Consider the following 17,631-nt stretch of genomic DNA (forward strand, 5'->3'; position numbering starts at 1 on the left):
ATTCACCTATAAATAACTTTGAAACCCTGAACTAACATATACGGTTAAGCTACCTCATAGCTTAACCACTGAATCAGTTCGTCGACATCCGTTACCTGTTTAATACGGTCATCCCAAAGTGATGGAAATTGTTCATGAAACGACTTGCTATCGTCCGAATCGAAAAGTAGAGCGCAGGACAAACTGCCCGAGTATAGAGCTTCTAGCAATACTGTAGACTTTCTAGCCAAAATCACATTACCTGATATAGCTTGGCTAAAGTCGTCAATAATATTTTCAGGAGGCAAACCTAGCTCGATGTAATCATCTTTTGAGTCTAACGGATGCAACTTTAGATACACGTCTATTCCGTTTTCAAGTAGAAGAGATAGTATCATGAGGTTAATGTCCTTTCCTCTAGATTCAGGGAAAAACACAACCCTTCTCTCTACGTTTTCCTTTTCAACCTGACGCCCCAGAAGTTTTTGTACAATCTCTGGAGAATAAATGAAGGTTTGATCGAAGTTTTTATAAATATCTTCATAATACTTTTTTGTAGCCTGTGAATAGCAGTAGAATGTGTCTCCAACCACTCCTCGCGGCAATTGAATTGCATACTCTAAACCATGCGGGTAACAAACCAGTTTAATACCTTTTTCCTTGCAGATGGTTTGTTCTGATAACGCGAAGCGATCTTCCTTGTTACCGGTTACTACTACACTAGGGTTATAAAGATTAAGAAGTTCAGAAAAGTACGAAGTAAAATTCACCTTGTGAGCAAACCGGGGAATGTATAACTTTATCGCGCTAAAAGCGTCGCGTAATGGCAAGTAATTTGACACTTCGCTACTAAGCTTGGGGAAATCCTTGAAAAAAATAGAAAAAGATCTAAAAAAGGCTATCAGCCGATGCTTAAGCGGTAAGTTATAAAGATTATTCTGCTCTACCTTGCTAAATGGGTTCTCCGAAAAAAAACTTACGGACTCTTCTTCGAGGAAGCGTAATTTACTGGAAGTAGCAAACGTTCTAGCAACGCAGATTTTCGTTTCACATTTAGCGTGTTTATCCACTTTTCTAGGAAATATAAAAAGAATAAAAGAATAAATAGCAGTTACAGTCAATAAAGCTGGGAGTGCTACTAACCACCATAACAGTAGGCTTAATGCTTTTGACGTCCCCTCATACTGCCGTTCAGAGCGTGCACTATAATATAAAGTAAGTTCATTTATGTAGTCACTCAACTGTTCTTCCTTTGGCACTTTCAACTACTCTCGCTCTAGGCTCATTAAAGATTCCATATTTCTAGTAGCACAAATGCCATTTTCAGCTACCCATGATTCCCAGCCCTTTACTTCACTCCAGCCACTTAAAAAGACAAAGTCTAAACCGACAAATTTAGCTGCCTTAAAGTCATACTTGCTATCACCAATAAAAAGAGCAGGTGTAAGAATGTTGCCGTTTTCTAATTCTCTAGTCAAAATGTCTTCCTTGGTATCCGGACTACCAAAGATCCCAGCATCAAACCAATCACTGAGACCTCGCATCTGGAAGATCTCTCTTAACTCCGCCTGATCCCCTCCCGACACAATTAGCCAACGGCTATGAGGTGTTCTATTACGTAGCCTTTCCAAGGCCGGTGCAATAGCGCAGTTTTGCAACCCAGCCTGAACGTTAGCTGCATAATCCGCTAGTAGCTCTTTCAGAGCAGCTTCTGAGGGCTTCTCAACAATATGATCCAAAAAATAGGAAAATTTCTTGTAACGCGACACTCCGCCATTCGCTACATGATACTCAACGAGTTCATCTGCAGCTCTCTCTCCATATGGGAGAGCTGCCTTATAAAATGATTCGGTTTTTACCTTATTCGAGTCGAGAACAACGCCGTCGCAATCAAATACCAATGTCGAATAGCTTGTTACATTAAGTTCCATTACTGTGGGTTATTCCTAAGAGCATTCTCAACTTTTGAAACATCACCCGGTATATCTACAGCTAAACTACCCGGTTTTGTTTCTATCATCTTAACTTTTTTATCAAGCTCTAAGAAACGCAGTATTTCAATATCTTCGCTTTTCTCCAGCTCGCTTTTTCGACCAAATTCCCTGAAAGCACTCAAGTCTTCTTTAGTAAAGGCATAAATAGAAACCTGCTTCTTATATTTTACTGGAGCATTTTTAGGGTCTTTATAGCCCGGTAAAGCTGCGCGCGACATATACACTAATTCATTTTTCTCATTCATTATTACTTTTGGGATGTTCACGCTGTGAGGGTCTTCATTTTCCGATAGCCAGCTAAACCCATTAATAATAGAGCTAATATCATTAATTTTGGCATCCCTAATCTTTAATATATCTTTCGGATCAACTAACGGTTCATCACCTTGCACATTAATAAAAATATCTGCGTCAATATGCGTAGCAGCTTCGGCTAAGCGATCCGTTCCCGTTAACGCATCGCTAGAAGTCATAACGGTCTGAAAGCCTGCCTCTTTTACTACATTAGCTATTCTTTCATCCTCTGTCGCAACATAAACATTCTCTCGGCCAACTGCCTTTTCAGAGAGTTCAGCTACCCATACAATCATAGATTTACCCAAAAGCTTAACAAGAGGCTTACCTGGGTATCTACTCGAGCTAAAACGAGCAGGAATTAGTACAACACTTCGCATATAAATATTACCTTTTATAACGCGTAAACAGATTCGCTATGCATTCCATACCGTGTTGGCGTAATTGCAGTTAATGGAATCGATTTTTCACTATTTTGATATAGCTCTAGTAGCCCATTCATTTCCTGACTTCTAGGATCATCCGCACCATAACCATCAAACCCGGCCATTAGAATATGTTTAGCCTGACCACTTGTTGCAACGGCTAGTGCGTAAGCAATAACTAAAGAATTAGGCAAAGTACAGCACGTTTTTCCAAACTCGAATTTGCCATCTAATACATTTAATCCAAAATCAAATATCTCTTTACCCGATAGTGATTTTTGGACTTCAAGAGGAAGTGCTGAAAGAGGCGTAATTAATGGTTGCGGCAACTGAGTGTGTCGCTCGCAGTCAGCTAGCAGCCTCACTGGATGACAAGCCAAACGGAAATCAATCATTTCAGCTTTTACAGAGGTTTGCGTATTTAACGCCAGAACTAAGGGTCGTTCTTTTGCTATATAGTTTTCAAGCGCTAATTTATGTTCCGAAACTCCCGGACCGCTACCAAGAAGAAGAACCGCTCGATCTTTGAACGTATCAGAAGGAGACCATGCCCCGTCGTGCTTATCGAAATAAAACTGACGTGCTACACCCAGCGCTGTCGGATCAAACTTTTTACCACCAACAGTCCGCAAATGCTCTATTACAGCCAAAATATCTTCCTCCCCATATCTCGGGTCAGAGAGCATTTCCTGAACGTAAGTTGGGTGAATACCGTACTTTCCAGAAAGGTAATAATAAGGGTTAGAGCCCCAGCCATATTCGTTTTTCAATGGTTGGAAATATCGACGAATAATAGACATAAGAGGAATAAGGTTAACTTGGCTATTTCTTCTTTCTGCGGCCTCAATAACGAGCTCTTCAGTTCTTGAATTGCCAGGACCTCGTCCCATACCAGTTACCGTTGAATCTAGCCAAGTAACCCCCTCATTGAAAGCCGCCATTGTATTTTGAAGAGCTAGCCCCATATTATCGTGGGTATGAATACCTAAAGCCCCCTTCCAATATTTTCTTAATAACCTAATAATTTTTGTACAATGTTCAGGGGTCATACTTCCCATAGAGTCCGCAAAATACAGCACATCTAGGTCATAATTAGCGGCCGACTTAGCAAGGGCTGATATTTCCTCGTCTGTCCTATCCGCAACCTGCATTAAATTAAAGCCAACTTTATAACCTTTCGACTTCAACCAGGTGGCAGCCGGTAAAGCTTTTTCAAACTCATGAACATGGCAAGCTATGCGAACCATATCTACAGGGCTGTTCGACACTGCTTCAGGAAATAGTTTTAGCAAGCAATCTTCAAGCGGTTGTTCACCGACTAACTCAGACGCATTAACCATCACAGCCACTTCTAAGTTCCCTGGAATAGGCAGGCTGCTTAAGTACTCATCTGTCGTGTAAGCTGAAGCTCCTTTAAAGCCTTGGTTCTTCAGCGAACGAAGACCTAGTTCAATGACATCCACCCCACTAGCAGACATCGCATTCAGATATTCGTAAACGACATCTACAGGAAAATTCCAGCTATTATAATAGCCACCGTCTCGAAGCGTGCAATCCAATAGTTTCACTATACAATCCCTTTTTTTTGTTACTTTAATCTTGGTGTTATTTGTTAGTTGAACCAGCGCGATAACAACTAACCTGAATCAACAAGGGTTATTCGAGCCACATTGTACAACGTTAAAAACATAATCAATCAGGTTTAAGAAGTAATATGCACTAGTAATAAAGAAACCAAAATTGAGCCCGCCCCTTGTCTGAACGCAGTAATACAAGAAAACAAAGTATCCTAAAACGTTTATTCTCATTCCGCCTACAAGCGAAACCATAACAAAAAGAATAGAAAAAATAGTAACAACTTTTCCTAACTCCTTTCTTCCGTAAAAAAGAGTTAGAACAAAAAAAAGTATCAATCGAAGAAACTCATCGACTGATAAGCCAACGCTATAAGCACTTAACTTATAACTAATATGCCCATAGAAGAAATATAACGCCAAGGAAAAACAGACAAAAACAAAAACAAACATAAAAACAGCTTTTTTTGAAACCTTCAGCTTCAGAAAAAGCTTTGAAATATCAGAGTAATATTTATCTAAAACAAATATTATAACGACTATAGTGTTTTGTAAGTGTGTAACGACCGAAAAAAAAAATGCCACTAAAGAACTAAATTTACTTCTATTTAGATATAGAAAAAAACCTAGTAGTAAAAATAGCGCAGATACTTTCAGTCGCTCAGCCGAAAGAAAAAGACTCCAAGAATAATACCCCAACACCACAGCAGTAAATATAACAAAGAAATTTGCACCTTTATTTTTCAATAACCATGATGCTAAGTACGCAACTATACCATTAAGAAATGACATTAAAAGGTCTTTTTCGACGAGGGAGCTAGAAAGCCAAATAACTAAAAAATGACCAAACTCATCAGTATATATATTTGCCTTGTAAAAGCTAAATGCTTCAATAAAAGACTTTTCCTGAACTCCTTTATATACGAGCCTATATATTTCTTGATCTTCATAAAGATAATAGGGGGACAAAAGCAAACTTAAGATGAAGACTAATAGAGCTATAGAAAAACATAGCCAGTTGTTAAGTGAAGCTCTTTTCATTTACTATCTACTGCAGCTTTAACAAAGAGGAACTTAAGCGGCCCCACGAAAATTGAGACCTCAATATATCAAATTCACTAGCTGGTGCATGCCAACCTTCTAATATGCAGGAAATCAATTCACTTTTAGTTGAAGCGTACCTTACAAGGTTAGGAGTACTTTCAAATATTTCATTGGTAGCCGTCTTTACATTTTCACCTTCATAAAAGTCATCCAAAGCCACCACCTTCACACCTGAAAAAGCTGCCTCTAGCAATACTTGGCCAAAAGGTTCATAAATAGATGTAAAAAGAAAAAAGTCTGCTAATGAATAAAATCGTTCAGGTGTTTTTGAACTTCCAACGAATTTCACTCTATCCGAGACACCTAAAGAAATAGCATGATTTAGTAAATAACGTTCCTCTGATCCAGAACCAACAATTAGCAATTTAAAGTCATTTGGAAGTTCCGGCATTACCGAAATAGCTTTCTCGAAAGACTTCATTCGATTGAGCCTTCCCACACAGAGCAACACCCTATCACTAGCACTAACTTCTAATTCTCGGGCTAGCTCTTCATCCCTTGATCTAGGTTGAAACCTATCTGAGTCACAACCTGCGTTCACCTTGATAGGAGAACAGTTAGGAGATAATCTCTTCACCTGATGAAACATGCTTTCACTAAAAACACAGACTCTATGACATAAACTAAATGCCAATTTTTGCAGGAAATCACTATACAAAACTCGTAAATTAGAAGATGAGCTATTCCCTGCTTTTTCATGAAGAGACGCAATTCCGGGCACTAAATATATAACTTTAAACCCAGTTAAAGCTCCCAGTATCGTGGTCACATGACTTCTCGAAATAACCGCATCAAAAGAATTCTTGATTTTTAAACGAAGAAACAAAAAGAAGCAAGTTAACCAATAAAGCTTAAATGGCCACATTTTAAACCTAACGATTTCGGCACCGAACATTCTGTCATGCTTTGGATAACGATGCCCCGTGTCATCTACTATATCGCCACAAACTACAGTAACTTCATCTCCGTTTTTTTTATACTCGTTAATCAAATGAACTAGGCTATTTTCAACTCCCCCTATACGAGGATAGAAGGAAGTGTTAATCAACAAAATCTTTTTTTTATTTTCCATAGACCTTTATAAAACCACCCAATAGCTTACCTTAAATAATAAGCGGACTATCTACATTAAAATATTTAACTAGAACTACAATGTTCAAGAAAACGGAGACATCTTTATCAACGATCTTTCAATTTACTTCTCAAGATTTGGCAATTCCAATTTTGGATTTTTCGCAAATAAACTTAAACACTGATATATATTCTCGCCTGAAACTAACGAAACTGGCCAAAACTAAAACTATCCAAGCTATCGTCATCAAGTTACTCAGGACTTCACCATATAAAGTAAAAGTACAAGCTAGTGAAACGGAAAAAGTAGTATATGTGTAAAGCGTTCCTCGATGAATTTTACGCCAGAGATATATGGAAAATTCTGTACGTAAAATGAAAAAAAATAAAAATGAAACACATGTACTTACAGCTGCTCCCTTAGCACCAAATAAGGGTATTAGCCACAAGTTGCCGATTACATTCACCCCGAACGCGATTAAAGCAGCTAACATTGCAAAAGAACTTCGCCTTGAAATGCCTATACCAACTACAGTAGTTTCTGAGAGCATATAAAGAAGAGGAAAACCTAAACACGAGACTACAATCCATTGCACAGGTTTATAAGCTGGAGGCAAAAAATAAGTGACAATCCAAGAAAATAACCCTACCAAGCAAAATAGCAAGACTACAATAGCAAGAACAAAACGCGTTGTTTTTTCCACATTTTCAAGACCTTTACCAGAACTAGCCCATTTATAAACTGTCGGTGCCCAAACAGTAGAAAAGACACTCTGAAATATAGTAGCGGCTGCGGCAAAGCTAACTGAGACAGAATATACTGCCAATTCTTCAAAACTCGAAAGCGTACGGAGAAACACTTTATCAAGTGCAGTTAGTCCCCAAAAAGCGAGGCCGCCAAGGATTAACGGAAGACCAAACCGGAGCAAAGACTTAACTTCACTTAGATCAAAAGGTGCGGGTATAGCCTTAAGCCATTCATCACGGGTATTCCACGCAAATACAAGTGTAACTGTAACAAATGAAGCGGTTGTAGCTAGTACTAGGTTCGTTAAGGTTTTATCAGCTTCCAGTAATACATATAACCCAACAAGGACAACAAGTAGTAATTTTGGTAAGAGCTGACTCATTGAATAAGCCAGACCTCGCTCATTCATTCGCAATACCAACGATAAAAAGCGCGATATGAAACTAGCTAATAAGGCAAGTGCAACTAGCAGACTTAGATGGACAGCTGAGATCCCAAATAGTAACTCTGAGATTACCCCTCCAAAACACAATAAACCCAAGAGCGTAAGAATTAACAGAACCAGCCCAGGGAAAGAAGCTTGTTTAAGTAATGCTGGTTTATTCTCTCGCTCGTGAAACTCCCTTACGTAAGCTTGATCTAACCCTAGACTAAACAGCAACACACCAAAGCTCAATGTCACTTGAAGCATTGATAAGCGTCCGACATCTTCCTGAGCAAAAAACCAGGTTACTAAGGGTAAGGTTATAAGTCCGAACAAAGCCCCACCAACAGGACCTATCGCAAAACTAAGGATTTTTCTTGGGGTCACGCGTAAAATTCTTTAATAGCATCAACAACTAGATTCTGATCCAGCTCTGTAATGCCATACCAAAGTGGCAAGCGTACAAGACGCTCACTTTCCGCAGTAGTGTACTTATCGTCCCCATGGAGTCGTCCAAAACGTTCTCCAGCAACTGCTGTATGGAGCGGTACATAATGAAAAGCAGCCATTATATTACGCTCTTTCAGAAATTCGATTAATTCTGAACGCTCCTCTAGGTTTGCAACCTTAAGGTAAAACATGTGTGCGTTATGCTTACAGCCCTCCGAGAGAGTTGGTAACTCTATTAGGCCTGACGCTTCTAAATCACTCAAGTCAAAAAGGTATTTTTCCCACGCAGTTAATCGAGTTTCATTAATTTTTTCCGCACTTTTTAGTTGGGCCCATAGATATGCTGCCTGAAGCTCGCTTGGTAAATAGCTGCTGCCGACATCTACCCATTGATACTTATCAACCATACCTCTGAAAAATTGACTGCGATTCGTTCCTTTTTCTCGGATGATTTCGGCACGCTGTTTGAAAGTGTCGTCATTGACAATCAACAACCCTCCTTCTCCGCCGCTAGTATAGTTTTTTGTTTCGTGGAAACTAAAAGCACCGAGATGCCCTATAGTACCTAAAGATTTTCCTTTATAAGAACTCATCATACCTTGTGCAGCATCTTCCACGACAAACAAGTTGTGCCTATCAGCGATATCCATAATCACATCCATTTCGCAACCAACACCGGCATAATGGACAGGAACTATAGCTTTGGTTTTCTCCGTGATCGCTGGTTCAATTAGCGTTTCATCAATGTTCATTGTATCAGAGCGTATATCAACAAATACTATTTTTGCACCCCGCAATACGAAGGCATTAGCTGTGCTGACAAACGTGTAACTCGGCATAATGACTTCGTCACCGGGCTGAATATCAGTAAGAATAGCGGCGAGTTCGAGCGCCGCAGTACAAGAGGGAGTTAAAAGAGTTTTCTTTGCCGGCAAGTTTTGTTCAAACCACGTTTGGCACTGTTGACCAAACGGGCCATCACCAGAAATTTTATTACCTTGCAACGCCTGAGTTATGTAGTGAATTTCATTGCCTGTCAATGGTGGTTTATTAAATGGAATCATAACTTTGAGTATCCAAACCTCGTGCGGAACTTTAAAGTAGGTCTCATACCAGATGTAAATTCGTAAAATAAAACTATTTTCAGCAAGCCTTGACCACAAATCACTACTGGATCCGAGCCCTGCATAAATATAACCTTACCTATATGCTGCTCCCGATCTACTACATTAATATCATTCAAAACTTCCACTTCCTCTAAGACTATCTCACATCCATCAACCGTTGTTCTTGCTCCTGAGTATGGCTTTCCAACAGCATCAACTAGCCTCTTTATGTAAGCTGCATCCTTTGACCAATTTATAGTGTAATCTTTCTCATCACGCCATGGGCTATAGGACGCTTCTGCCTCATTTTGCGCGTGAGATGGAATTTCTTTATTCTCTCTTGCTTTCTCTGAAATGCTTATTAACATTTCGATATAGAGCGGGGTTAGAAACTTTATCGCATCTGCTATCTTAATTGGGTATTTAATTTTCAGTGAACGTTGTTCAATAATGTTTCCCATATCGTAATCATCACTAGCCCATATTGCTGTCGCCCCAATGGTATTATCCCCATTTATTAAGGCATTCACCACAGGAGCAAATCCTCGATACCGCGGAAGTAGTGAATCATGAAAAACTATTAAATTTTTACTATCTTTAATTAACCACCGCCAACCTATAGAGAATTTAATTGTATGACTCTCAGAGCAAGTAGCTTGGCTAGCTTCATACCTATTAATAAGTGTAAGACTACGTTTTTCACAAAGAGATTTAATTTCGTCAAAGAAATCATTATCAATATTCTTATCATGTTCTGCGCAAACAAATTTTATGCTACTTGAACCAAACGCATCTAAAAACGCTTCTAAGCATTTAAATCCTTTATAGCCTAGTAAATAAAATTCAAAGCTAGTCACTTGCTAAAAATCCTCTCGTACTGCATTACTAAAGTTTTACAATTAAAATAGGATTTAATTATATGTATATTCCGAGCTAACTCATCATCTTCTAGACGCGAAAACAAGTCAACTTCATTGATGTCCTTAACAACAACACCTAGCTTTCTAAATAACGACCATTGCGTGACATCAGATCTTAAAAAGACAACTTTTCCCATACCTAAAAGCGTTATAGTATTTCCCATTGCCTGCTGACGCTTGTGGTTAAACATCGCAATATCTATCGACTTGAGGATGCCCTTATAATCACTTAACGGAATAAACGCAGTTAATGGTTCGAATTTGTCTCCAAACTCTTGGCGCCCATAAGAAATAACTTTTTCTGCATTTTCTTTATCGCCATATGATAAAGGAACTATTAAGCGGATATTTTTATTTTTGTAAACGGCTAATTTCTTAAGAATTTCTATATGGTTATTACTAGGATCGGCGGAGTTGCCAATAACAATTTTTATAGTTTCACTATCTGATTTATTCAGTTGAGACGTGCTTTTGATAAGCTGGTCATCGACGATATTGCTTAAATACATTAGACACTCTTTATATGTCCCTTGAGCTTTGTACCATTTTCTCGCAAGTGCCACATCACCAGGTATGTAAGTAACCAAGTAACCTAAACGCTTTATGACGAATGACCTAAAAGCCTCTTTTATTTTATCCCTTTTTCTAGGCTTCGGCGTTTGATAAAAATACAAGTCTCCCCCCCAAATAATCCAGTAGCATTTCTTCAAAACCCACGGCATCATCGAAAGTAAAATGATTAGACGAATATCAAATAGTCCATGCAAAATTACTTTTTCTGCACGCTGAATATCCCTGAAAACTCGCGCATAATGTTTTACAACACCAATTAGTGTGGGTTTGGATATTTTAAGGTTATTTTGTTGACGTATTGGATACTTTTTATTATTACCCAAAACGCAAAATAAATGCTTCTTACCATCGAAGTTTTCATTGATTAATTTGACAAAGGGAGGAATGAATTTATCAAGATTCGCAACATGAAGTATCACAGAAGATCTACTTGCCTTTTACCAAGTCTAATAAATATTGGCCATATCCATTTTTCTTTAACTGTTCAGCATTATTTAACAACTGTAATTCAGATAGCCACTTTTGATTGAATCCAATTTCTTCTAGACATGCAATTTTATAACCTTGGCGTCTTTCGATAGTTTCGACAAACTGGGCAGCTTCGAGCAGGCTCTCGTGTGTACCAGTATCTAACCATGCAAAGCCTCGGCGCAATAACTCGACGTTTAAGCTTCCATTTTCTAAATAGGCTTTGTTGATGTCCGTTATCTCTAACTCTCCTCTCGCTGAAGGAGTAACATTTTTAGAAATCTCAACCACGTCGTTGTCATAAAAGTATAAACCGGTAACCGCAAAATTTGATTTTGGTTCGGCTGGCTTTTCTTCAATTGACAGAACTTTATTGTCGTTATCAAATTCCACCACTCCAAAACGCTCAGGGTCTTTTACCTGATAGCCAAATACAGTTGCCCCACCATCAGTCTCAGTTCGTTTTACAGCGTCTAGCAGTTTGGGTCTAAATCCATGCCCATAATAAATGTTATCACCCAGTACTAGGCACACACTGTCATCACCAATGAATTCTTCTCCAATGATAAAAGCTTGTGCTAAACCATCTGGACTCGGCTGCTCTTTGTAAGAGAGCTTTATGCCAAACTGAGAACCATCACCTAACAGCTTTTCAAAATTTGGTAAGTCTTCTGGTGTGGAAATAATGAGTATTTCACGAATGCCAGCTAGCATTAAAGCCGATAGCGGATAATAAATCATAGGCTTGTCGTAGATGGGTAGTAACTGCTTCGAAACACCTTTTGTTATTGGGTATAAGCGCGTTCCTGATCCGCCTGCTAATACTATTCCTTTCATAACACTTCTCCTGACTGAGCACTTCCTAGACGCTCGCGTTGGTAACTACCGTCCTGCACACGCTGGCACCATTTTTGGTTATCCAGGTACCACTGCACAGTTTTTCGTATACCTGACTCGAACGTTTCTTCAGGTACCCAGCCTAAGTCATTCTTGATTTTAGTAGAATCAATCGCGTAGCGCATATCGTGACCGGGGCGATCCTCAACGTAGCTTATCAGCTCTTTGTACGGCGTATTATTTGGTACTAACTCGTCGAGTATTTCACAAATAGTAGTCACCACGTCAATGTTTTGCTTTTCGTTGTGACCACCAATGTTGTAGGTTTCGCCTACTTTACCTTCGGTTGCCACGGTCACTAACGCTCGTGCATGGTCTTCGACGTATAGCCAATCGCGTATCTGGTTCCCTTTGCCGTAAACAGGCAGTGGTTTACCGTCTAAAGCATTCAAAATCATTAAGGGAACAAGCTTTTCCGGGAAATGATACGGCCCGTAATTGTTTGAGCAGTTAGTAATAACCGTTGGCAGGCTATACGTACGATGCCAGGCTCTGACTAAATGGTCACTGCTTGCTTTTGAGGCACTGTACGGCGAGCTGGGCTTGTACGCAGTGGTTTCGGTGAATAGCGGTAAATCACCCTTATGAGTGTCTGGGTGTGGTAAGTCACCATACACTTCGTCGGTCGATATATGATGAAATTTAAAAATGGCTTTTTTACTTTCCGGCAAGCTCTGCCAGTACGCTCTTGTCTGGTCTAATAGCGTGTAGGTACCAATAATGTTGGTTTGCATAAATTCGCCAGGACCGTCGATAGAGCGATCCACGTGAGACTCTGCAGCTAAGTGCATGACAACGTCAGGTTGATGCTGCTCGAATACACGCTTTATTTCGTTTGCGTCGCAAATATCAACTTGCTCGAATGCATATCGCTCATTCTTACTAACAGATGCCAGGCTTTCTAGGTTGCCTGCGTAGGTTAACTTATCAACATTAACAACACTGTGATTCGTGTCATTTATTAGATGGCGGATAACTGCTGAGCCTATGAAGCCTGCTCCGCCTGTAACTAGTATTTTCATAGAATTCATTTTATTAATTTAGATATCTCACCTGACGTAGAACGTCAAGTTACGGAATTAAATATCACACCTGACGTGCAACGTCAGGCTACATCTTCATTTTCTTTTCTAAATATGTTTCGGACTAAAACAAACCCAACGCCTAAAAAGCCGCCTAGGAAGGTACCAATAATGCATATTAAAGCGCGTGATGGTTTCGCCTTTTGTTCTGGTACCACTGCAGGGTCTAAGGTTTGAAAAATGTACTCAGGGCGGACATTCGCCAGCATAATAGTTTGAGTTTGCTTTTCTATTAGCTGATAAAATACCTGCTGCATGTCGCTTAAAGAGGTATTCTGAAGTTCTTCATCTAGATACTCCAAGCTTCGCTGAGCTTCCTGAATGTCCCTTTCGCGCATATGATTATTTATTTCTTCAATAAGCCAAACCACCCATTGCTGAGCAATTTCTGGTGACTGATGGTTAACCGCTATAGTCACTAAGCCTGTCGTGTCGTCCTTGCTAACTTCCAGAACCTCTTCTCTAAATACTTTTACGTATTCCCAGCTGGACGGTTCTGGCTGTTTAGGCGGCTCGACTTCTCTCACCCACTCTTGAGAGTCTGAGTTATAGGTTTCATCGTCAAATTCGATGCCACTACCACGGTTCCACCCTTCGACCGCCATAAGCTCCGGCAGAATGTCATATTTTTCGACAAAGCCTCTAATAAACGCACGTGACTTAAGTATTTCTAACGCAATAGTGGTTTTATCCGCACCTTGCTGACCTAAGTTAACCCCGGCTAAACTAGCTAGTCCCCCCAATTGTCCAGCCATTTGCGAGATCCCACCACCACTGGCTTCCTCAGTCGGCGCCAGCGTTGCCTCAGACTTATAAATGTTAGGTAGGCTTAATGAGTAAATAACCGCCCCCACCGCAAACACAAAGGTAATGGCGATAATCCACCATTTACCTTGCCAGATTATGCCGAATAGTTCACGCAGGTCTATTTCGTCATCTTGGTAATCCGGATGGCGTTGCGGTTCGTAGTTAGATGGTGTTAGCGGGGCGTTTTGAGTATCTTTTGTCATTTTTTAGGCCTTAAGGCACGCTACCGCCCATAGGGTGCGGCTCCCATAGACCGATAGCTCTGTTATTTTTTTGTGATATGTGCGTTACTGAATTTAGATCAAGCGCGTATAATAGCGCATGCAGCCCTTGTCCTACAAAGGCTTTTCACTCCCTTTTCGATGGAATTTTGAGCGGTTGGTTCCGTTGGTTGGGATGGCGTAGCCTGACGTTTACGTCAGGGGCGGTGTCTCACAGCGGTGGCATCACCGAATTATTTTGACGGTGGTTGAACCGGATATACCGCACCTGATGCAATAGCATCAGGCTACATGACCGGCGGGGTAAACCGGTATTGACGAATATGTCGATTAAAGTCAGCAATGCCTTCATCAGGTAACAAGTGGGCTTTATGCGCTTCCAGCGTGTCTCTTGCTTCACCATAGTCCGCCCAGTCTATAGATGCGGTATAGCGTTGCAGTTGGTAAAAAACTTTTACCAGGGTTTTAAAGTTTCCATCGCGAGTGGCTTTTCTAAGCCCATTCAAATAACTGTCTCGATGCACTGTCGGTACTATTAGTTTATATTCGCCTGCTGCATGAAGCTCTGCATTCATCATTATGCGTGACAGTCGGCCGTTACCGTCGTCAAACGGATGACATTCTGACACTAAAAATTGCAAGAATATGGCTCTGGCGAGCCCCTCAGGCACCGACTTATAAATGGCAAATGCCTGCGTTAGTGTGCCTACGACATCTTCGGGACTTACAAAAGTACTGCTACCGGCTTTATTGACTCTCGATTTAAATTCCCCGGGGTTTTTGTCTGGGCGCTCAAACAAAAATTCGAAGTGACGGCGCTGCAGGCTTCCAATTAGTTCGTCAGGTGTTTCGGGTGTAATGCTCATGCCTTGGTAGTCAACCACCTGGTCGTAGATAGAAAGAACATCATGACTGTCTGCATGTCGATTATTAATTTCACTGCGTTGGAAGACGATTTGTTCCGCCTCGTCAATCTCAAACTCTGTGCCTTCTATGTAATTTGAAAAATAACTTTCGAAAAAAGCGAGGTGATTCCAACCAGACTTATTGTATTCATAAGGTAATTTGGGTAACTGACAGCGCTTAAGGTAATTGGCCAGGTCTTTAAACAGTGCAATGCGATGCACGTCAAACGGTTCTTGCTTAGCACTAGCCAGGCCCACTTCGGTTTTTAATATCGATTCACCTGAATGGGTTGTCAACAAAGCGCTTATAATCGCATTTAATTTTTCAAACTCAGTTTCAAAACCCTGTTTATCGGCAAACACTCGTGCCTGGTCGCGTATCTGATTCAAACTGTCTTCATTATTGGTGCGTTTAAGTTCAATACACAGGCGCTCCTCCACCCAACTTTGGCCCAGGCTCTTTTTTACTTTAGAGCGACTCACCGTTAAGTTTTCTAAATACTGACGAGCTGGTGCGGAGCGCTTCATTTCGGGCAAAAACGGTTCGACAAGGTCGCTGGTTGAGCCCGGCCAAATATAAATAGTTAGAATGGACGCAATATCGATGGTTCTGCGCGCCGCCACGGCATCAGCGACAAACACGGTGCCTTCTACTGGACGTAGCTCATAAGCCGTTCTATAAGCCGCTATAGCGCAAAATAATAAAACTTACATAACTATCACGTTAAACTGAGTTTTTAACATAACTATAACGCTAAAAGTTGCTATAATGCAACTGTAAACAACTGAATGGATGCAGTTATGAGCGTAAATGATAAGGATACAGCAGAACTACAAAACCAAATATCTGAACTTGAAGCGCAGATGAGAGAGCTACAGTTAAAAAGTGCTCAGTACGAGGGAAAGGTTGACTGACCCACCAGTAAGACAACGTTTTACTCTTGCTCATGAGCTTGGACACCTTGTGTACGATGTATACCCAAATATTGATGATAGTAATTACGACGAAGTTATAACCGACGGTATTGTCAGGCTACGCTTACTCACATCTTAAATTTTGGCGAACCACTACTTTGCGCTCGTAATAGCTGGTCGCCCATTCGGATCACGGTATCGACAAGATAGTCGACAAAGCCATCCTGTTCGATACTATTAGCGACCGTTGATGAGTGTAGAAAGCGTCGCATTTCCTGCTCAAAATCACCTGAAGCCATATAAGATGGTAGTTCTTTTAGCCGCCCGGAAAGCGCTTCAAAACCGGTAGTTTGATGATAGTCCTGAAACTTGGTTCGAACTAACTCCGCATCTACCTGTACATTACGCTGATTTAACCAAGCGATGTCCCAAACGTCGCGTGCTTTAATAGCGCGGCGCAGGGCTAGCGCAACAAATTTATCAGCGGCAATTTCTTCTAGAGTTTCACAATTGAGAAGAATGCTTACGTAGGCATCGGGAACACTAGGATAGGTTTTTACAAGCGGCCTTAGAACTTGCGTATGGGCAACAACTGTTGCAATTTCTAATTTAACTTTCTGCCATGGCAGGCTTTTCTTTTCAGGTTCGGTTTCAATAGATATTTTCCAACGGCCCACCTGAATAGCTTCTCTATCCGATAGTTTATCGTAATTGGGTTCAGTAACATTGACTCTTAGGTTGTGCCTTTGCGACAGGTCTTCGTGTAAGCAATCGCGAAGATGGGCTAGCTGATCAAAGTCGAAATTCGCGCCACCCACAAAGTCCAAATCTTCCGATAGCCTATTCGAGCCATACATCATTCGCAGACAGGTACCACCTTGAAAGGTCAATTGTTTCAGAAAACCATGCTTTGCCATTGAAGCTAATACTTCATAATGGAGAAGCTCTTTTTCAACTGTTGTCGTAAGGCCCGCTAACTCAGGCGAATCAGCACAAATTTTTTGTGCAAGTGCTTTAATATTCATAGTCATCACTTCCTTGTCTTGTAATCGCTTCACTTAAAGCATCCTGGTCAACCAATTCGAGGTTTCGCCCGACGTTTTTCAAATCTAAGTAGGCCCTCTTAATAGTCGCTTCTCTCAATGGGTAGTCGTCTAATGGATACGTCTCATTAGTAATTTTTATTGGATCACGCTTAGTGTGTGTAAGCTCAAGCGTCCCAAGCGGAGTTTTGAATATTCCATTCCGCCCCGTTGTCATTACCGTAGCATAATCAAACATCTGCTGACTGATAACACTGTACTTACTGAGTACAGACTCCAAACTAAGATAATTAAGACTGGTTGGATGCACCAAATGTGGTAAGTGTAAAATACTGGTCGAGTGGTAATAGTGGCTTTCAGGAAAAGCCCATACTCCCCGACAAACCTTTTGAAGCACGCCCTTTTTTACAAGGTAATTTAGACGTACTTTTAACGCATCGTTTGAGTATTCTGGCATTAACATCCTGAATTGTGGCATTGATACAAGCGCGTGATGTGTATATTTTTGCAACGCATGTAACTTACTTTTCAACTGATGTGTGCTCATGGATGCGCATTAGGTTAATAAAATTGATAACCTAATGTATACTAAGCAATCAATGAAGTCTACAGTTAGTTATTAAAAAGGATA

At 40.5% G+C, this 17,631-nt stretch carries 16 protein-coding genes; all 16 read right to left on the reverse strand.

The window, feature by feature from the left end:
* Positions 1–44: 44 nt before the first annotated feature.
* The 16 genes from DEU30_RS07415 to DEU30_RS07495 all read right to left on the reverse strand — a co-directional run bounded on the left by DEU30_RS07415 (position 45) and on the right by DEU30_RS07495 (position 17,547).
* Positions 45–1,238: a hypothetical protein gene (locus DEU30_RS07415; RefSeq protein WP_133493653.1), complete on the reverse strand. Its 1,194-nt coding sequence runs from the start codon at positions 1,236–1,238 to the stop codon at positions 45–47.
* 6 nt (positions 1,239–1,244) lie between these two features.
* A complete protein-coding gene (locus DEU30_RS07420) occupies positions 1,245–1,910 on the reverse strand; it encodes an HAD family hydrolase (RefSeq protein ID WP_114981894.1) in 666 nt (221 codons plus the stop codon).
* Positions 1,910–2,647: a 3-deoxy-manno-octulosonate cytidylyltransferase gene (locus DEU30_RS07425; protein ID WP_114981893.1), complete on the reverse strand. Its 738-nt coding sequence runs from the start codon at positions 2,645–2,647 to the stop codon at positions 1,910–1,912. Before DEU30_RS07425 ends, DEU30_RS07420 begins: the two co-directional genes overlap by 1 nt.
* Before the next feature lie 14 nt (positions 2,648–2,661).
* Positions 2,662–4,260, reverse strand: coding sequence for an aldolase catalytic domain-containing protein (locus tag DEU30_RS07430; protein ID WP_114981892.1), 1,599 nt, complete (start codon positions 4,258–4,260; stop codon positions 2,662–2,664).
* A gap of 78 nt (positions 4,261–4,338) precedes the next feature.
* On the reverse strand, positions 4,339–5,307 hold the full coding sequence (locus tag DEU30_RS07435; RefSeq protein WP_114981891.1) for a hypothetical protein: 969 nt from the start codon (positions 5,305–5,307) through the stop codon (positions 4,339–4,341).
* A 7-nt stretch (positions 5,308–5,314) separates the two neighbouring features.
* Complete coding sequence (locus DEU30_RS07440; protein WP_114981890.1) at positions 5,315–6,442, reverse strand: glycosyltransferase family 4 protein; 1,128 nt, start codon at positions 6,440–6,442, stop codon at positions 5,315–5,317.
* 130 nt (positions 6,443–6,572) lie between these two features.
* Positions 6,573–8,000, reverse strand: coding sequence for an oligosaccharide flippase family protein (locus DEU30_RS07445; RefSeq protein WP_114981889.1), 1,428 nt, complete (start codon positions 7,998–8,000; stop codon positions 6,573–6,575).
* On the reverse strand, positions 7,997–9,127 hold the full coding sequence (gene rffA, locus DEU30_RS07450) for a dTDP-4-amino-4,6-dideoxygalactose transaminase (protein WP_114981888.1): 1,131 nt from the start codon (positions 9,125–9,127) through the stop codon (positions 7,997–7,999). Before rffA ends, DEU30_RS07445 begins: the two co-directional genes overlap by 4 nt.
* Complete coding sequence (locus DEU30_RS07455; protein WP_114981887.1) at positions 9,124–10,026, reverse strand: formyltransferase family protein; 903 nt, start codon at positions 10,024–10,026, stop codon at positions 9,124–9,126. The genes rffA and DEU30_RS07455 overlap by 4 nt, the downstream gene beginning before the upstream one ends.
* On the reverse strand, positions 10,023–11,081 hold the full coding sequence (locus DEU30_RS07460; RefSeq protein ID WP_114981886.1) for a TDP-N-acetylfucosamine:lipid II N-acetylfucosaminyltransferase: 1,059 nt from the start codon (positions 11,079–11,081) through the stop codon (positions 10,023–10,025). Before DEU30_RS07460 ends, DEU30_RS07455 begins: the two co-directional genes overlap by 4 nt.
* Before the next feature lie 7 nt (positions 11,082–11,088).
* On the reverse strand, positions 11,089–11,967 hold the full coding sequence (gene rfbA / locus DEU30_RS07465) for a glucose-1-phosphate thymidylyltransferase RfbA (protein WP_114981885.1): 879 nt from the start codon (positions 11,965–11,967) through the stop codon (positions 11,089–11,091).
* Entirely contained in the window at positions 11,964–13,049 is a 1,086-nt protein-coding gene (gene rfbB / locus DEU30_RS07470; RefSeq protein WP_114981884.1) for a dTDP-glucose 4,6-dehydratase, read from the reverse strand. Before rfbB ends, rfbA begins: the two co-directional genes overlap by 4 nt.
* Positions 13,050–13,132: 83 nt before the next feature.
* Positions 13,133–14,119, reverse strand: coding sequence for a Wzz/FepE/Etk N-terminal domain-containing protein (locus DEU30_RS07475; protein ID WP_114981883.1), 987 nt, complete (start codon positions 14,117–14,119; stop codon positions 13,133–13,135).
* A gap of 305 nt (positions 14,120–14,424) precedes the next feature.
* Positions 14,425–15,684: a Fic family protein gene (locus tag DEU30_RS07480; RefSeq protein WP_227016343.1), complete on the reverse strand. Its 1,260-nt coding sequence runs from the start codon at positions 15,682–15,684 to the stop codon at positions 14,425–14,427.
* Positions 15,685–16,085: 401 nt separating this feature from the next.
* Positions 16,086–16,982, reverse strand: a complete 897-nt coding sequence (locus DEU30_RS07490) for a nucleotidyl transferase AbiEii/AbiGii toxin family protein (protein WP_166649034.1) — start codon at positions 16,980–16,982, stop codon at positions 16,086–16,088.
* Entirely contained in the window at positions 16,972–17,547 is a 576-nt protein-coding gene (locus DEU30_RS07495) for a hypothetical protein (RefSeq protein WP_133493655.1), read from the reverse strand. Before DEU30_RS07495 ends, DEU30_RS07490 begins: the two co-directional genes overlap by 11 nt.
* Between the last annotated feature and the right edge of the window lie 84 nt (positions 17,548–17,631).

This window comes from Idiomarina sp. 017G (genome assembly GCF_004362265.1).
Lineage (GTDB): Bacteria > Pseudomonadota > Gammaproteobacteria > Enterobacterales > Alteromonadaceae > Idiomarina > Idiomarina loihiensis.

Coding starts and splice junctions, on each gene's coding strand:
- DEU30_RS07420 (WP_114981894.1), bottom strand. CDS start 1,910: ATGGAACTTAATGTAACAAGCTATTCGACATTGGTATTTGATTGCGAC.
- DEU30_RS07425 (WP_114981893.1), bottom strand. CDS start 2,647: ATGCGAAGTGTTGTACTAATTCCTGCTCGTTTTAGCTCGAGTAGATAC.
- DEU30_RS07435 (WP_114981891.1), bottom strand. CDS start 5,307: ATGAAAAGAGCTTCACTTAACAACTGGCTATGTTTTTCTATAGCTCTA.
- DEU30_RS07440 (WP_114981890.1), bottom strand. CDS start 6,442: ATGGAAAATAAAAAAAAGATTTTGTTGATTAACACTTCCTTCTATCCT.
- rffA (WP_114981888.1), bottom strand. CDS start 9,127: ATGATTCCATTTAATAAACCACCATTGACAGGCAATGAAATTCACTAC.
- rfbA (WP_114981885.1), bottom strand. CDS start 11,967: ATGAAAGGAATAGTATTAGCAGGCGGATCAGGAACGCGCTTATACCCA.
- rfbB (WP_114981884.1), bottom strand. CDS start 13,049: ATGAAAATACTAGTTACAGGCGGAGCAGGCTTCATAGGCTCAGCAGTT.
- DEU30_RS07475 (WP_114981883.1), bottom strand. CDS start 14,119: ATGACAAAAGATACTCAAAACGCCCCGCTAACACCATCTAACTACGAA.
- DEU30_RS07490 (WP_166649034.1), bottom strand. CDS start 16,982: ATGAATATTAAAGCACTTGCACAAAAAATTTGTGCTGATTCGCCTGAG.
- DEU30_RS07495 (WP_133493655.1), bottom strand. CDS start 17,547: ATGAGCACACATCAGTTGAAAAGTAAGTTACATGCGTTGCAAAAATAT.